5 protein-coding genes are annotated in these 17,873 nt (G+C 72.6%); 4 read left to right on the forward strand and 1 reads right to left on the reverse strand.

From position 1 onward, the window contains the following. The first annotated feature begins 279 nt into the window (after positions 1 to 279). On the forward strand, positions 280 to 639 hold the full coding sequence (locus tag B7R87_RS25730) for a BlaI/MecI/CopY family transcriptional regulator (protein ID WP_006346121.1): 360 nt from the start codon (positions 280 to 282) through the stop codon (positions 637 to 639). Positions 640 to 755: 116 nt separating this feature from the next. On the opposite strand, the gene B7R87_RS25735 is transcribed toward B7R87_RS25730, so the two are convergent. Then, the gene (locus B7R87_RS25735; RefSeq protein WP_233168927.1) at positions 756 to 2,408 is read right to left on the reverse strand and encodes a VanW family protein; all 1,653 of its coding nucleotides are present in this window, start codon (positions 2,406 to 2,408) and stop codon (positions 756 to 758) included. A gap of 1,315 nt (positions 2,409 to 3,723) precedes the next feature. On the opposite strand from B7R87_RS25735, the gene B7R87_RS25740 reads away from it, so the two are divergent. The 3 genes from B7R87_RS25740 (at position 3,724) to B7R87_RS25750 (ending at position 17,872) form a co-directional block, all read left to right on the forward strand. Then, complete coding sequence (locus B7R87_RS25740; protein WP_157997803.1) at positions 3,724 to 5,286, forward strand: NB-ARC domain-containing protein; 1,563 nt, start codon at positions 3,724 to 3,726, stop codon at positions 5,284 to 5,286. 178 nt (positions 5,287 to 5,464) lie between these two features. Then, entirely contained in the window at positions 5,465 to 11,806 is a 6,342-nt protein-coding gene (locus B7R87_RS25745) for an RHS repeat-associated core domain-containing protein (RefSeq protein ID WP_130585272.1), read from the forward strand. A gap of 129 nt (positions 11,807 to 11,935) precedes the next feature. Then, positions 11,936 to 17,872, forward strand: a complete 5,937-nt coding sequence (locus B7R87_RS25750) for an RHS repeat domain-containing protein (protein WP_006346116.1) — start codon at positions 11,936 to 11,938, stop codon at positions 17,870 to 17,872. Position 17,873 lies beyond the last annotated feature (1 nt).

Consider the following 17,873-nt stretch of genomic DNA (forward strand, 5'->3'; position numbering starts at 1 on the left):
TCGACGGCCCGGGCGTTGGCATGCGGTGACTCCGTGAACGGGGCGCTGATCCCGTCCGGGCGGCGGCAGTTGAACGCGGCCGGTGCGAGGGGTCCCGGAGGGGGCGGCGGGGAGCAACGGCGCCCGGCCCCCGGGGCGTTCATATGGAGCTAAATTACTACGTTGTGTAGACGTTTAGTGGATCACGGTACCGGGGGCTGCCGGGCGGGCCGGGCGGACTGGACGCCGGTGGCCGGGCGGCGGAACCCGGCCCGGTGAAGGTGGAGAGGGAGTACGGCGATGGGTGCGCTGGGCGAGCTGGAGGCCGAGATCATGGGCCTGGTGTGGCGGAGCGGCGAGCCGCTCGGTGTGCGGTCCCTGACGGACGCGCTGAACACCCGCCGCCCGCTGGCCTATACGACGGTCATGACCGTCACCGAGCGGCTGCGGGCCAAGGGGTGGCTCACCCGGGAGAAGGACGGCCGCTCCTACCGCTACAGCGCGGTGCGTTCGGCGGAGGACTACACGGCGGAGCTGATGGAGCAGGCCCTGGACGCCTCGGCGGACCGGACGGGCGCGCTGCTGCGGTTCGTGGACCGGCTGGACGCGGCGGAGGCCGCGGTCCTGCGGGACGCGCTGAAGCGCGGGGGCCGGGCGTAGGGTCCGCGCGCCTCAGCGCGTCCCGCAGGGCCGGTCCCGTTGCGCGAACGGCCGCCCCTGTCCACCGGATGCGGTGGGCGGGGGCGGCCGTCGGGGCAGCCCGGTGCGGGTGGAGGTCAGTCGCAGGTGACCTCGTCGCGCGGCGTGTAGCGGGTCTTGAACGGCTCCCGCTTCACTTCCTGGCCGTTGTCCATGAAGATCCGCTGGACCGTGACGTCGAAGCCCTCCAGCGGGGTCTGCGGCTGGCAGTCCTTCTCCGCTCCCGGGCGGGTGCCGGGCTCCTTCACATTGGTCCGGGGGCCCTTCTCGGCCTTGATCTCGTCGTACTTCTTGGTGCCGACGAAGGTGACCGTGACCGAGGTGTCGTTTGCGCTGGTCAGGATCTGGATGGCCTTGCCGGTGTCGTTCTTGAACCGGAGGTCCAGGCTGCCCCAGGCGACCGTCGCCTCGCGGCCCTCGGGGTAGCGCTCGATGTAGAAGGAGTGGGCGCCGTACTCGACGGGCTTGACCCCGGCGAAGAACATGGCGTTGAAGACGGCGGTGGCCACGGTCGACACCCCGCCGCCGGCCGCCTTCGTGTACTTGTCGTTGAGGATGATGATGCCGTCGGTGAACCCGTTCTCCTTGGTCCGCTCGCCGACGGTCTCGTTGAAGCTCCAGGTCTCGCCCGGCATCACCGTCGAGCCGTTGATCAGCTCGGCGGCCCGGCCGATGTTGATGCTGCGGTACGCGGCCTTCTCGAAGGTGGCGGTGAAGGACGACACCTTCTCCACCAGGCCCAGCTGGGCGGCGCTGGCCCGGGTCAGCTCGGGCTGCGCGGTGACCGTGGCGACCGGGCCCGTACGGGCGGCGGTGCCTTCCTTGGTCAGCAGGGGCATGACGGCGTCCGTCAGGGCCTTCGCGGTGATCTCCTGGCCGGGGGTGCCGTCCGACACCACCTCCACCTTCGCGCCGTTCAGCCGGAGCACGGCGTCCTTGGGCTCTTCGGTGGCGGCCGCGATATTGGGGGCGATCACGCGGTCCTTGAGCAGCTTCGCGCCGTCCAGCTTCGGGACCAGCTTGCCGTCGCCGTCGGGACGGAGGGTCAGATGGCGGCCGATCGCGCCCGTCGTGACCGTGAACTGCTTGCCGCCGGTGGTCAGTGTCACGGGGTCGGACACCGCGGGCCGGGCTATCTCGCGCATTGCGCGGTCGATCTCCTCGGCGCCCGTCTTCGGCTCGGTCTTCTTCACCGGGAGGTTCACCGGGGCCGCGGAGGCGGTGCCGGTGAAGGCGGTGCGCAGGGTCCCGACGGCATCGTCCACGTTCAGTGCCTGGCCGGTGACCGGGCGTACTTCCTCGGCCCGGCCCTGGGAGAAGGTGATGGAGCCCTCACGGACCGTACGGTCGTGCTTCTTCGCCAGGGTGGTGAGCGCGGTACGGGCCTTGTCGTCGTCCTGGCCGACCACCGGATCCACGGGGCCGCCGTCGGAGGAGAAGAGATTGCCGATGACCGTGAAGGGGTCCTTGTCGGACCGGGTCGCCTCGGCGGCGGTCTTCGCCGCGTCGAAGGAGAGCCCGGCCGCGGCGGGGTCGATCGTGTCCTTCTTGTCGCCGATGGTGACGGCGAGAGGGGTGCCGGCCGCGGCGGCCAGCTCCTTCTCCAGCTTGGTCCGGGCCTCCGACTCGCTGAGCCCGCCGATGTCGATGCCCCGCACCGTGGTTCCCGAGGGGACCTCGTCCCCGGTGAGAACCAGTCCCGCGACGTACAGGGCGCCTGCTCCCAGCACGGCGGCCCCGCCCACGGCGGCAGCGGGATGTATTCGGCGGCGCAAAGGGGACCCCCCGGAGTGAGCGGAATGTGTCCGGCCGGGCAGGGCCCGGCCAGGGGTGACGACTGTTAAGGACGTTACCGATGCCTGGGTAAGCGAACGGTAAATAATCCTACCTTTCCGGTATCGCCCCCCGGTGGGCGGGGTCGTCGACGGCCCGGGTGATCACCGCGGTGGCCCCGGAGGGCGTCGGCGGGGACCCGGGGCCGGGTCCGGGCGGATGCGTCCGGTGGGCGTGCGGATGGAGGAGCCCGGGGTCGAGCCGGGCGGAGAAGCGGTCCGGAAAGTTCCGTAGCCGCTCCGCCGTGACGGACGGCAGACCGCCGGGTGCCGGTGTCCGGGCGGCGGCTGCCCCGGCCGGTGCGGGCGGGGTCGGTGCCGGTCGGGGATCGTGCCCCCGCGGGGCGGGAATCGGCGGACATGAGCTACTACATCACGTAGAAGATTAGTGGTTCTTGGGTGTGTGGAGACCGGTGAGCGGTGGCCGGACCGGCTTCGGGAACGGGCCTTCCGGCGGTTGCTCGTGGTGGGGCGTCAGGGGCCGGGCGTACGAGGGGAGTCCGGGAGGGGCGCCGGGGTCCGGCTGTCGTCCGCCACCAGGGAGGCGCCGATGCGCCCGGCTCCGTGGAAGACGCCGGTGCAGCGCTTCGTCCGCGCCCCGGGACCGGACCCCGCCCCGAGGGAGCCCCGAAGGCCCCGTTTCAGAGGTGCGGACAAACCTTCGGACAATGTCCCCCCGGCGGCGGACAACCCTGGTGACGGCACCGGACAATCCCTGCCAGGAGCATTGTGTGCCGCTGTCCCGGGCTGTCCCGCGGGCCCCGGGGACGGTCCGGTGGACGCCGGGACGCTTTCCGCGGACTCCCTCCTCCGGGCGGGCTGTTGTAATGTCCCACCCAACTTTCACCGGAACATCGGTCGGCTTCCCCTCGGTTTCCTCCCTCCGGACTCCTCCGGCGGGTGCGGGAGAGCGGTCCGAGGCCCTCGGGCGGCGAGGGCGCCGGTGCCGGAACGGGATCCGCCGGGGCGTGGCCCGGCGGTCGCCCATGACTCTCCGACGGCTCCAAGGTTCTGCGATGTCCGACGGTGCCGCGACTTTTCGGCAGCCGCGGCTTCTGTGTTCACGCTTCACGGGATGCGACGACCGGCATCCCGCCGTACCGCGGCCGGGGCGCACCGGGTGACTACTCCGCCGGCCCTCTCCGGCCGGCCCGCAGGTCCGGCCGGAGCGCGGAAGGGCGGCGGGGCGCCCGGGAACAACAGGGGGAAGAACGTGACCGACGTCGATCCGGCACGTGCCGGTACCAGCGAGGAATATCTGCTGCTGTTGAGACAGCGCCGGGAAGTGGCCGGGCTGTCCTACCGCCAGCTCGAACGCAGGGCCCGCCGGGACGGCGGTTCGCTGCCGCCCAGCACCGTGGCCACCATGCTCCGCCGGTCCACCCTGCCGGGGCCGGATCTGATCGCCGTCTATGTCCGCGCCTGCGGCGGGGGTACGGCCGAGGTGGCCCGGTGGCTCGCGGCCCGGGCCCGGATCGCGGCCGCCGCGGTCGTACCGCCCGCGACGGAACCCGGCCGGGTGCGCCTCGAACCCGCCCCGCTCCACCGCGAGGCCGGCCCCGCCCGAGGTGCGGAAGGCGGGGGAGGTCCGGGCCGCGCCTCCGTACCGCCGCCGCGTCAACTGCCGCCCGCGATCGCGATGCCGGTGGCGTCCGCACGGGCCTGCGCCGAGCTGGACGCGGTGGCCGACCGCTGCGGCTCCGGACTGGCGATCGTCACCGGGCCGCCGGGGTCCGGCAAGTCGGCCGTCGCCGTCCACTGGGCGCACCGTGCCGCGGACCGGTTCCCCGACGGGCAGTTGTACGTCGACCTCCGCGGGCACCGCCCCGGCACCGGCCCCTTGAGCACCGCCGAGGCCCTCACCTATCTGCTGGTCGGCCTCGGGGTGCCCGCCGGTGCCGTGCCCGCCGACGATGCGCAGGCGGCGGCCGTCTTCCGGTCCCTGGTGGCCGACCGGAGGATGCTGGTGCTCCTGGACGGGGCGGTCTGCGCCGAGCAGATCCGGCTGCTGAGACCCGGCGGCCCGGACACCTGCACGGTCGTCACCAGCCGGGACAGCCTGGTGGGGCTCGCCGTCCACGACGCCGGACGGCCCGTACGGATCGGCCCCCTCGACCGGGAGGCCTCGGTCCGGCTCCTGGCCCGCGCCGCCGGTGACCGTGTCGTCGCCGCCGAACCCGGGGCGGCCCGGAGCCTCGCCGACCGGTGCGAGGGGCTCCCGCTGGCCCTGCGGATCGCCGCCGCCGCACTCGACACCGGGGCGCGGAACCCGATCGCCGGGCTCCTCGACCGGATGCGCGGGGAGGGCCGGCTCGACGCGCTGGAACTGCACTCGGACGGCAGCGCCGGTCTGGAGGCCGCCTTCGCGTGCTCCTACCGGGCCCTCGACGTCCCGCAGCAGCGGATGTTCACCCTGCTGGGCCTGTGGACGGAGCCGCCCGGTACGGATCCGGCGCAGGCCGCCCCCACGGTCCCGGCGCTGGCGGCGGCGGCCGGATTGACGGTCGCCCGGGCCCGTGCCGTCCTGCGCGGACTGGCCGACGTCCATCTCCTGGTCCGGCTGCCCGGCGACCGCTGTGCCCTGCCCGGACTGCTGCACGACTATGCGCTCCGGCTCGCCCACGAGGAGTCCGCGACCGTACCGGGGGCCGCTTCCGGGGCCGTACCGCCGCCCCTGCCCGCGGGTGTGCCGGGCATCGTGCCCGGGGTCGTATCGGGCGCGCCGCTCGACATCCGCCGGGTGCTGTTCCCGAGCCGCCCGGCCGCAAGGGTCTGACGGTACGGCCGGACCGGCCCCGCGCCTGCGGTGTCCGCCCGGCTCCACGGCTCCCGGGTGCGGGTCCGGGACCCCCTTCCCCAGGTCCCGGACCCGTGGGGCGCCGCGCTCCGGGGTGTTCGGATCCGTACGGAACAGTGCGCAACGGGCCCGCCCCACCCCCGCTTTCGGTGTTCTGGTGCCCCCACCCCTGTCCTTCGCCGGACACATCGAAGAGGGGAACACCATGCGCCTGCCTCGCAGGAAGCCACCGGGGCGCAGGCCCCGCACCAGAACCCTCCGCGACCGGATACCCCGCGTCCGTACGGTCCGCATCCGTTCCTTCAACGCCCGAACGGCCCGCAGTGGCGGGCCCTTCGGCTGCGGCCGCCGCCATCCGCTGCGGCGACTGATCGGCGCCGTCCCCACCCGCTTCGGAGTGGCCCTGGGCGTTCTGCTCGCCCTCCTGGCCTCCGTCCTCGGCGTCCCCGCCGCAGCCGTAGAGGCACCCGTCGACGAACGGCGGAAGCCCACCTGGTCCAAGAGCCGCCCCGTCACTTCGGTGAAGGGCCGGGAACTGCCCGCCCGGGCCCGGCCCGCGGACCCGGCCGAACAGCGCACGGTGAAGACCGTTCCGCGCCCCGCCCGGCCCCGCGCGGCGGGCGCCGACATCACCCTCGCACCCGGGTCCCGGTCGGCTGCGGCCGTGCCCGGAACACCGCTGAAGGTCCGCGCCGACGGTGCCGGTGGCCCCCGGCAACTCCGGGTCGACGTCCTCGACCCGGCGGTCGCCGACCGCGCGGGCGTCGACGGGCTGCTGTTCCGCATCGTCCGCACCGACGGCGGACGCACCACCGCGCCCGTGACCGTCGACGTCGACTACTCCGGATTCCGCACGGCCTACGGCGGCGACTACGCGTCCCGGCTACGACTGGTGCAACTGCCCGCCTGCGCCGCGACCACCCCGAAACAGCCCGCCTGCGGCCGTACCACCACTCTCACCAGCCGTAACGACCTCAAGGGCAGCACCCTCAGCGGTGCGGTCACCGCACTCGCCGCCCCCGACCGGACGGCGTGGTCCCGGCACCCGGGCAGCCTGCGGCCCGCCGCCGCCCTCTACGCGGTGACCTCCGCCCCCAACGGCGCCACGGGCAGCTTCAAGCCCAGCTCCCTCGCCCCCTCGGCGCTCTGGCAGGTCGGCCTCCAGTCCGGGGATTTCTCCTGGTCGTACCCGCTGACGCTGCCCTCCGTGCCCGGGCTCGAACCGGACCTCGCGCTGGGCTACGCCTCGGGCTCCGTCGACGGCCGTACCGCCTCCACCAACAACCAGCCGTCGTGGGCCGGCGAAGGCTTCGACCTCCAGCCCGGGTTCATCGAGCGGCAGTACACCTCCTGCTCCGGGGACACGGCGGGCGGCAACAACACCACCGCCACCGGCGACCTCTGCTACGCCTCCCCCAACGCGACCGTCGCCCTCCCGGGCGTCGCGGGCGAACTGGTGTGGGACGCCACCAAGCAGATCTGGCGCGCCGAGGAGGACGACGGCTGGCGGGTGGAGCAGCTGTTCGGCGCCGCCAACGGCGACAACGACGGCGAACACTGGCGGATGACGTCCCCCGACGGCACCCAGTACTACTTCGGACGCGCCACGGCCGCGAAGTCCGCCTGGACCGTGCCCGTCTACGGAAACCACAGCGGCGAGCCGTGCAACGCGGCCTCCTACGCGACCTCCTGGTGCCGGCAGGCGTACCGCTGGATGCTGGACCACGTCGTCAGCCGCAACGGCGACATCATGACGTACACCTACGACACCGAGACCAACCACTACGGCCGGGACAACACCCCGGCCGCCGCCACCCCGTACGTCCGCGGCGGCCACCTCGTGCGCATCGACTACGGGCTGCGCGAAGGGCAGACGGAGCCCGAAGCCCGGGTGCTGTTCACCACCGCGGACCGCTGTCTGCCGGGCTCCGCCTGCCGCCGGAGCGTGCCGAGCGAATGGCCGGACGTGCCGTGGGACCAGCAGTGCGACGGCGGTTCCTGCGCCGGTCAGACCACCCCCGCCTTCTTCGGCAGCAAACGCCTCGACAAGATCACTGCGCAGGTGCGGGACGGCGGCGTCTGGCAGGACGTCACGTCCTGGAAGCTCCACCACACCTATCCGGCGACCGGTGACGGCACCTCGCCCGGGCTGTGGCTGGCGTCGGTGACCCGGACGGGCCACGCGGGCACCGCCGTCAGCGAGCCGCCGGTCGACTTCGACGGGGTCCGGCTGCCCAACCGGCTCACCGTCGCCGACGGACTGTCGGTCATGAACAAATGGCGGGTGCAGGCCGTCACCGGCGAGACCGGCGGCCGGACCGCGGTCTCCTACGGCCAGGCCGCATGCAACCCCGCGGCCCTGCCCGCCGCCGACAGCAACGGCCGCACCTGCTTCCCCGCCTACTGGGTACCGCCCGGCGGCACCCAGCCCCAGCTGGACTGGTTCCACAAGTACCTGGTCAACGAGGTCCGCGAGATCGACCTCGTCGGCGGAGCGCCCGAGGAGGTGACGTCGTACGAGTACGTCGGCGCCGCCGCCTGGCGCCACGACGAGGCCGAACTCGTCCCGGCCGAACTGAAGACCTGGGGCCAGTGGCGCGGCTACCAGGGCGTCAAGGTCCGCACCGGGGCCGTCGGCAGCGTCCGTACGCTCACCGAGCACCGCTTCTACCGGGGCATGCACGGCGACAAGAACGCCGACGGCACGACGAAGAACGTCGTCGTCGCCGGAAAGCCCGACAAGCCGACCCTCCGCGGATTCGCCCACGAGGAGATCACCTACAACGGCGACGGCGGCCCCGAGATCGAACGCACCGTCAGCGAACCGGTCGAGATCGGCCCCACGGCCGAACGCTCCCGCCCCACCGGGACGCTGAGCGCCTACACCACCGAGGTGAAGCAGACCTACACCCGCACCGCGCTGGCCGGTGGAGGCAGCCGGGAGACCCGGGAGACGCACGAGTACGACCAGTACGGCGTCAACCACCGCACCTACGACCAGGGCGACCTCGCCGTACCGGGCGACGACACCTGCACCGACGTCGGCTACACCCCCAACCTCACCGATTGGATCATCGGTGCCCCGCACCGCGTCGCGACCGTCGGCCTCCCCTGCGGCACGGCCGCGCAGAGTGCCGACGATGTCATCTCCGACGTCCGCACCTACTACGACGGCTCCACCACCCTCGGCGCCGCGCCGTCCAAGGCGCAGCCGACGAAGGTCGAGGAGCTCTCGGAGTGGGCTGCGGGCGGCGGTACGTACACCACGGTCTCGCGCCACGCCTATGACGCGCACGGGCGGGAGACGGAGGAATGGGACGCGCTCGGGAACCGGGACGAGACGGTGTACACACCGGCGACGGGCGGACCGGTGACGGAGGTGCGCACGACCAACGCGCTGGGGCACGTCAGCACGGAGGCACGGCATCCGCTGCTCGGGGTGCCGACGGTGACCACGTCGCCCGACGGCCTGCGCACCAGCCTCGCCTACGACGCCCTCGGGCGGTTCATCCGGGGCTGGTCGCCGGGACGGCCCGTCACCCAGAACCCGGACACCGAGATCTCGTACCTCGTCCGGCCCGACGGTCCCACCGCGGTGACCACGAGAACCCTCCTCGGCAGCGGGCAGTACCGCAGCTCGTACAAGCTCTACGACGGCTTCCTGCGGCTGCGTCAGACCCAGGAGCCGTCGCCCCTGGGCGGCCGGATCGTGAGCGACGTCCTGTACGACAGCCATGGCCGGGTCGCCAGGACCAACGAGCTGTACCACAACGCGGGAGCACCGGGAACGACGCTGCTGGTGGTCCCCGACACCGCTGTACCGGCCCGGACGGAGTACGTCTTCGACGGCGCGGGCCGGGAGACCGCCGAGATCGACAAGGCGTACGGCACCGAACGGTGGCGCACGACGACCACCTACGGAGGCAACTGGACCCGGGAGGACCCGCCGCAGGGCGGAACGCCCACCACGACCTGGACCGATGCCCACGACCGCCGCACCGAACTGCGGCAGCACAAGAACGCGACCGACTACGACACGACCCGCTACACCTACACCAAAGCGGGCCTCCTTGCGACGGTCACCGACCCCGCGGGCAACGTCCGGCGCCACGTCCATGACGTCCGGGGCCGGGAGATCCGCACCGAGGACCCCGACAAGGGCACGCTGACCACGGTCTACGACGACGAGGACCGGCCGCTGTCCGTGACCGATGCCCGGGGGAAGACCGTGCGGACCGTCTACGACGCGTTGGGGCGCAGGACCGCGACGCACGAGAACTCGGCCAGCGGACCCAAACTGACCGAGACCGTCTACGACACCCTCGCCAAGGGGAAGCAGAACGCGTCCATCCGCTACGCGGGCGGCCAGGCCTACCGCAGCGATGTCATCGGCTTCGACGGGCGCGGCCGGTCGACCGGCACCGCCGTCACGATTCCCGCGTCCGAGGGCCCGCTCGCAGGGCGTTACGAGTCCCTGTTCACCTACAACAACGTGTCCCAGCTCACCGCCACGACCGTGCCCGGAGTCGGCGGCCTGCCCGCCGAGACCCTGGTCCAGGGCTTCGACGAGCTGGGTCTGGCCGCGACCCTCACCGGTCTCGACCCGTACATCAACATGACCGGATACGACGCCGTCGGCGCTGTCGCCGAATACATCCTCGGTTCGGCGGGCCGCCAACTGCGGCAGTCCTTCGAATACGAGAACGGCACCCGTCGGCTCCAGATCTCCCGTACCGAACAGGAGGGCCAGGCCGCGCCGACCGTCGAACGCGCCTTCACCTACAATCCGGCGGGCAACATCACCAAACTGACCACCGCCGCACTCGGCCGGGCCACCGACACCCAGTGCTACGGAACCGACTACCTCGAACGGCTCACCGAGGCCTGGACACCGGCCGGTGACTGCACCGCCCCGCCGACCACGGCCGGGCTCGCCGGACCGGCGCCGTACTGGCACAGCTACACCTTCGGCGTGACCGGCAACCGCACCGGCGAGACCTGGCGCAGCCCGGCCGGGAACACCACCCGTACCTACAGCTATCCGGCGCCCGGAACACCCCGGCCGCACGCCCTGCAGTCGGTCACCCACACCGGACCCAGCGGCACGCGAACCGACACCTACACCTACGACGCCGACGGAAACACCACCGCCCGCAACGTCAACGGCAACAGCCAGACCCTGTCCTGGGGTGCCGAAGGACTCCTGGCCTCGGTCGCCACGAGCGGGCAGACGACCGAATTCCTCCACAACGCCGAGGGCGACCGGCTGCTGCGCCGCGAACCCGGAGCGACCACGCTCTATCTGGGTGCCACCGAGCTGAAGCTGAACACCGCGACCCAGTCGGTGACCGGTACCCGTTCCTACGCGATGCACGGTGCCACCGTCGCCGTACGCACGCCCTCGGCACTGACCTGGCTGTCCGCAGACCACCACGGCACGGGGGAGACCGCGATCGACGACACCACCGGGCAGGCGAGCCACCGGCTGCACCTCCCGTACGGCGGACCGCGCGGCACCCAGCCGGGCAGCTGGCCGGCGGAGAAGGGCTTCGTCGGCGGCACCACGGACACCTCGACCGGACTGACCCATCTGGGCGCCCGCGACTACGACCCGCTCACCGGCCGGTTCGTCTCGGTCGACCCGGTCATCGACCACAACGATCCCCAGCAGATGAACGGTTACGCCTACGGCAACAACAACCCGGTCAGCTTCACGGATCCCGACGGTCTCAAAGCGAAGAAGAAGGCGAAGAGGCCGGCCGCGAAGCACGGAAAGAGCTCCCGGGCGACGAAGCCCCAGGTGAATCAGCGGGGCAAGGGATCGGCGGTACGACCGGTCTCCACGGTGTGCCACAGCGCGGCACAGTGCAAGGCAACAGAGGAGGCCAGGGCCGGGCAGTCGAAGACGAAACCGAAGCCGAAGGCTGCCTCCTGCCGGACCGAGAGGTCGTGCAAAGACAGCCGCACCACGACGAAGCGCCCGGTCAAGGTCAGGCCCTGCTCCAGCAGTGTTGCGTGCCCGGACGGTCGTGCCCCCACGGGGAACTCCCGGTCCGCGGGGGCCAAGTCGAAGGGGGCCGAGGGCGGTGCGAGGAAGCCCGGCGACCCCCTCAAGTACGCCGACAAGGCCGCGAAGATCATGGAAGGCGCGATATCGGCGCCCGAGGCCCAACTGCACCACTACAAGAAGCACCCGCCGGGCAACAGGTACGACAAGCTGGCGTACGACGATCTCAAGAAGTTCAAGACGGCGGCCCGATGGGTGCCGAAGGGCGTGGGGGCGCTGGGAGGCGTCGCCAGCTTCCTCGGCCACAAGGCGAACGGGGACAGCACCGGCAAAGCGGCCCTCAAGGCCGGTACCTCCTCCGTCGCGGGCATGGTGATCATCTCTGTCGGCTGCGCGTTCATCCCGCCCTTCGGCTGCCTCATCGGAGCCGGTGTAGCGATGATCGCCGGCGCCGCCACCGACGCGGCCATCGACAGCGCCTGGAAGGAGTAGCCCACCCGGTGTTCGGGATCGTTCGGACCCGTCTTCGAACCTCCCCGAACACCCCCTCGCCCCGCGAGGCTGACCGAGGGCCCGGCATCCGCCGTGGTCCTCGGTCGCCGTGTGTGGGGGAGGACCCGCATGCTCCAACTGCTCGCGCTGATGAGACGGCGGCGCGGAACGCTCTTCGCCGTCGTCGTCGCCGTCGTTCTCTCCCTGATGGCGACCGTGCCCGCGGGCGCGGTCGAGCCGCCCGAGTCCGGACGCGGGAAGGCGTCCTGGTCCGAGCCCCCACGGGAAAGGTCCGTCCCCGGCAAGGCCGCGAAGAAGGTGCCGCCGCCGCGGCTCGCCGTCACCGCGCAGGCGGTCGCCGCCCCGCCGAAGCCGGTGTGGCCCGTGCCGGGGACGGACACCCCCGCCGTCAAGGCGGCGGGAGCGCCGGGGACGGTCGAGCTGCTGGACCGGGCCGCGGCGCAGCGGGCCGGGGTCAACGGGGTCGTGTTCCGGGTGACGAAAACCGGCGGGCCCGTCACCGTCGACCTCGACTACTCCGGTTTCCGGCACGCCTTCGGCGGTGACTACGCCGCCCGGCTCCGGGTGATCGACCTGAAGACCCGCAAGGCCGTCCCGGCGAAGAACGACGTCGCCAACGGCAGGATCCGGGTCGCCGTCGACCCGCCGCGGGCGAGGACCGCGGCCCGCGGCGTCCCCGAGACCGGGTCCTACGCCCTGACGTCCGCCGCCTCCGGCTCGGCGGGCAGCTTCTCCCCGACCTCACTGGCGCCCTCCGCGACCTGGGCGGTCGGCATCCAGTCCGGTGACTTCTCCTGGAACTATCCGATCGCGGTGCCGCCCGTCCCGGGCATCGCCCCTTCCGTCGCGCTGTCGTACAGCACCGGTGCCGTCGACGGCCGCGTCGCCGCCACCAACAACCAGTCCTCGTGGATCGGTGAGGGCTTCGGCTACGAGCCCGGCTTCATCGAGCGGACCTACAAGCCCTGCTCGGAGGACGGCCAACCCGGCAAGGGCGACCTCTGCTGGGACCGGCACGCGGCCCACATCGCCCTGCCGGGGCTGACCGGCGAACTCGTCCGGGACGCCGCCGGAAGCGGCTGGCGGGTCGCCGACGACGAAGGCTGGCGGGTGGAGCTCCTCACCGGCGCCGCCAACGGCGACAACGACGGCGAACACTGGGTGGTGACCGGCCCCGACGGGACCCGGTACACCTTCGGCAGCACCGAGACCGCGAAGTCCGCCTGGACCGTGCCGGTGTTCGGCAACGACACGGGCGAGCCCTGCAACGGGCCCTCGTTCGCGACCTCCTGGTGCCGCCAGGCGTACCGCTGGACCCTGGAGACCGTCACCGGCGTCCACGGCGACCAGATCTCCTACTTCTACGAGACCGAGACCAACCACTACGGCCGGAACGCCACCCCGAGCGCCGCCACGGAGTACGTCCGCGGCGGACGCCTGGCGAGGATCGAATACGGCGGCCGGGCCGACGGCACCGTCCAGCCCACCGCCCAGGTGCTGTTCACCGCCGCGCCCCGCTGCATCCCCGGCACCCTCTGCGATCCGTCCGCCCCCGCGAGCTGGCCCGACACCCCCTGGGACCTGAGCTGCTCCGGCGGCTCCTGCCCGGCGGCCGGGCCCACCTTCTGGGGCACCCAGCGGCTCGCGAAGATCACCACCCGGGTGCGCGGCGCCACCGGGTTCACCGATGTCGACTCCTGGACCCTGGACCACGTCTTCCCCGCCACCGGCGACGGCACCAGCTCCACGCTCTGGCTGAACTCCGTCCGGCGCACCGGGCACGCCGGCGGCTCCACCGCCGCACTGCCGCCGGTGCGGTTCGACGGCATCCGGATGGCGAACCGGCTGGACGCCGGCGACGGGAGCCCGCCGATGAACAAGTGGCGGATCCGGGACGTCCACAACGAGACCGGCGGAGTGACCCGGGTCTCCTACGCCGTCGACCTGTGCAACGCGACCGCGCTGCCCCGCCAGGACCTCAACCCCAAACGGTGCTTCCCCAGCAACTGGCTGCCCGCGGCGAGCGGCGCGCCCCTGCTGCACTGGTTCACCAAATACGTCGTCACCCAGGTCGACGAGATCGACCTGGTCGGCGGCGCGCCCGCCAGGACCACCCACTACGAGTACACCGAGGACGATCCGGCCTGGCGGCACGACAGCGCCGAACTGGTCCCCGCCCGCTTCAAGACCTGGGGCTCCTGGCGCGGCTTCCAGCGCGTCAAGGTCCGCACCGGTGAGCCGGGCGGCGCCCGGACCCTGACCGAGCACGTCTTCTCCCGCGGCATGCACGGCGACCCGCTCGTCGACGGCACCCGCCGGACGGTGAAGTTCACCGTGATGGGCAGGGAGTACGAGGACAAACCGGGGCTCGCCGGATTCGCCCGCGAGACCATCACCCGCGACCCGGTGTCCGGTGCGGAGATCACCGCCGAATTCCACGAGCCCTGGCTGTCGGACCCGACCGCGGTACGCCCGCGGGAGAGCGGACCGCTGGAGGCCCGCATCCTCAAGGTGAACACCGTGCAGACCCGGACCGCCCTGCCCGGCGGCACCACGCGGACCGTCGAGACCCGCACCGAGTACGACGGCTACGGCAGCCCGGTGAAGGTCCACGACAAGGGCGACACCGCGGTGCCCGGTGACGACGTCTGCACCACCACCACCTATGTCCGCAACACCACGGCCTGGGTCCTCGACCGGCCGAGCCGGGTGGTGACCGCGGCCGCCGCCTGCCCGGCGACCGGCGGCCAGGACCCCGTACCGGCCGATGTGCTGACCGACGAGCGCACCTACTACGACGGCGCCACCGCCTTCGGCACCCCGCCCGTCAAGGGCGATGCGACCAAGGTCGAGGAACTCGCCTCCTGGAACGGCACCCAGCCGGTCTACGCGGTCAAGGAGCGCGCCGAGCACGACCGGCACGGCCGGATCACCGGGGCCTGGGACGCCCTCGATGCCAAGACCACCACCGCCTACGAACCGGCCGTCGGCGGGCCCCTCGCCAGGACCACGGTGACCAATCCGCTCGGCCATGCCACCGTCTCCGAGACCGAGCCCGCCCGCGGGCTCGTCACCGCGGACACCGACCCCGACAACCGCCGCAGCACCCGCACCTACGACGCCCTCGGCCGGTTCACCGCGGGCTGGCAGCCGGGCCGCCCCGCCACCTCCCCGCCGTCCGTGCGCTACGAGTACACGACCGCACCCGGCGCGCCCACCACCGTCACCACCCGCAAACTCCTGGGCGGCGGCGACTACATCGTCGGCCACACCCTCTACGACGGCCTGCTGCGGCAGCGCCAGACACAGGAACCGTCCCCGAACGGCGGCCGGACCGTCACCGACACCACCTACGACGCGGCCGGACGGATCACCGCCACCAACAGCGCCTACCACAACACCGGTGTGCCCTCGACGACGCTCCTGCTGACGGCGGCGGCGACCGTGCCCTCCCGGACGCAGTACACCTACGACGGCGCCGGACGCACCACGGCGGAGATCCTGCACTCCTTCGGCGCCGAACGGCACCGGACGACCTGGGCCTACCAGGGCGACCGGGTCCACGAGGACCCGCCCGCGGGCGGCACCCCGACCACCCGGATCACCGATGTCCGCGGACGGCTGCTGGAGCTGCGCCAGTACACCGGCGACGCCCCGGCGGGCGCCCACCTCACCACCGCCTACGGCTACACCAAGGCCGGGAAGCGGGCCTCGGTGACCGACCCTGCGGGCAACACCTGGCAGTTCACCTACGACGTCAGGGGCCGTCAGATCACGGCCGCGGACCCCGACAAGGGCACCGCGACCATGACGTACGACAACAAGGGCCGGCTGACGAGCGTCACCGACGCCCGCGGCACCACCCTGGCCCACTCCTACGACGCCCTCGACCGGCGCACCGGCCTCTTCCAGGGTTCGACGGCCGGTACGAAGCTCGCCGAGTGGACCTTCGACACCGCGCCCCGCGGCACCGGCCGCCAGGCGGCCGCGATCCGCTGGTCCGGCGGCGCGGCCTACCGCAGCGAGGTCACCGGCTACAACGACGTCGGCCTGCCGACGGGAACCGCCGTCACCGTCCCCGCGAACGAGGGCGCGCTCGCCGGACGGTACGAGACCACCGCCGGATACAACCAGGCCGGTCAGCTGTCGAGCCGTACCCTGCCCGCCGCGGGCGGACTGCCCGCCGAAACCCTGCTGACCGGCTACACCCCGACCGGACTGACCGACACCGTCTACTCCGACGCCGCGGCCTATGTCACCGGCACCACCTACCACGACACCGGCCGGGTACGGGAACGCTATCTCGGCGGCCGGGTGCTGCGGACGTACGCGTACGATCCGGCGACCCGGCTCGTCAACGGGCTCAGGACCGAACTGGACACCGGTGCCACCGCGATGGACACCACCCTCACCCACGACGCGGCGGGCAACATCACCGCCACCGCCGACGCGGCCTCCGGGGACCGGCAGTGCTTCCGCCAGGACTCCCTCGGACGGCTCACGGAGGCCTGGACGAGCACCGCGGCCTGCGCCGCGGGACCGAGCACCGCAGTGCTCGGCGGGCCCGCCCCGTACTGGCACGTCTACGGCTACGACACCGCGGGCAACCGCACCCGGGAAACCCACCGGACCGCGGCGGGCGACACCGTCCGCGACTACACCTACCCGGCGGCCGGGACCGCGGGCGCCCACCGGCTCCGGTCGGTGACCGGCGGCGGCACCACCGGCCCGTACGGCTACGACGCCGCGGGCAACACCACCAGCCGGCCCGGGCAGACCCTGACCTGGAACCCGGAGGGACGCCTCGCCCAGGTCGCCGCGGGCACGGTGACCACCGGCTTCGAGTACGACGCCGACGGAAACCGGCTGCTCCGCCGCGACCCGGGCAGCACCACGCTCTACCTCGGCGACACCGAGCTGAAGCTCACCACGGCCACCGGCGCCGTCACCGGCACCCGCTACTACACGGTCGACGGCGACGACGTCGCGGTACGCACCCCGGCCGGCCTCTCCTGGCTGACGGAGGACCACGCCGGCACCGCCGACGCCTCCATCGACGCCACCGACCTCACCACCACCGTCCGGCGCCATCTGCCCTACGGCGGACCGCGCGGCACCCAGGCCCCCAACTGGCCCGGCGAGCGGGGCTTCGTCGGCGGTACCAAGGACGCCACGACCGGGCTGACCCATCTGGGGGCGCGCGAGTACGACCCGGAGACCGGGGCGTTCCTTTCGGCCGACCCGATCCTCAACGCCGAGGACCCGCAGCAGCTCCACGGCTACGCCTACGCGGGCAACTCCCCGGTCAGCAAGTCCGACCCGACCGGTCTGACCGCCCAGCCGGTGACCGGTGCCGCCGGGACCGAGACCCCCTGGGACAGCTCGGTCACCGGATTCCGCACCGGCGGCGACCGCGGATTCGGCAGCCTGTACGCCACCCACGGCGCCGCGGCGGCCTCCGGCGCGGAGAGCGGCGGCGACGCGGACCGCGCGGACGCCGTGCTGTCCTTCGCGGACGACATCGAGAGCGGCCGCGGCGGCTGGGACCCGAAGGTGCCCAACGGATACACCAACCCGCCGGGCAGCCAGGCCCCGGGGACGGCACCGGGCACGCCGCCGGACGGCGGCCGGGGCACCGGCTCCTCCCTCGACGGTATCCGCGGCGGCGGGGCCGGGGTGCTGCCCGCCAACCCGGGCGGGCTCTACGAAGCGGGCGACCCCGACGACTTCTTCCCCTACGGCTACGCCCACGACCTGGCGGTCTACGAGCCGCCGAAGAAGACGCCCACCTGTTCCAAGGGCAAGGGCAAGAAGGGCTGCGGCGGCGGGACCACCAAGACGGGCGTCACGCGCCCGGTCAAGGAACCCACGGTCAAGCAGCTGCTCGGTGCCATCGCCGCCATGTTCGACCAGGTGATCAGGATCCTCAAGGGCGACAAGAAGGGACGGAACGAAGGCAAGGGCGACCGGACGAGGAAGCCCGACAACAGCAAGAAGTCCACCGGCGGCAAGAAGGCTGGCAGCGGCAAGAACAAGAAGAAGTAGG

Origin of the sequence: Streptomyces tsukubensis, from assembly GCF_003932715.1 — a bacterium.
In the GTDB taxonomy this organism is placed as follows: Bacteria; Actinomycetota; Actinomycetes; order Streptomycetales; family Streptomycetaceae; genus Streptomyces; species Streptomyces tsukubensis.

What these genes read in the sequence shown, in the direction of transcription:
- B7R87_RS25750 (WP_006346116.1), top strand. Translation starts at nt 11,936, where the DNA reads ATGCTCCAACTGCTCGCGCTGATGAGACGGCGGCGCGGAACGCTCTTC.
- B7R87_RS25730 (WP_006346121.1), top strand. Translation starts at nt 280, where the DNA reads ATGGGTGCGCTGGGCGAGCTGGAGGCCGAGATCATGGGCCTGGTGTGG.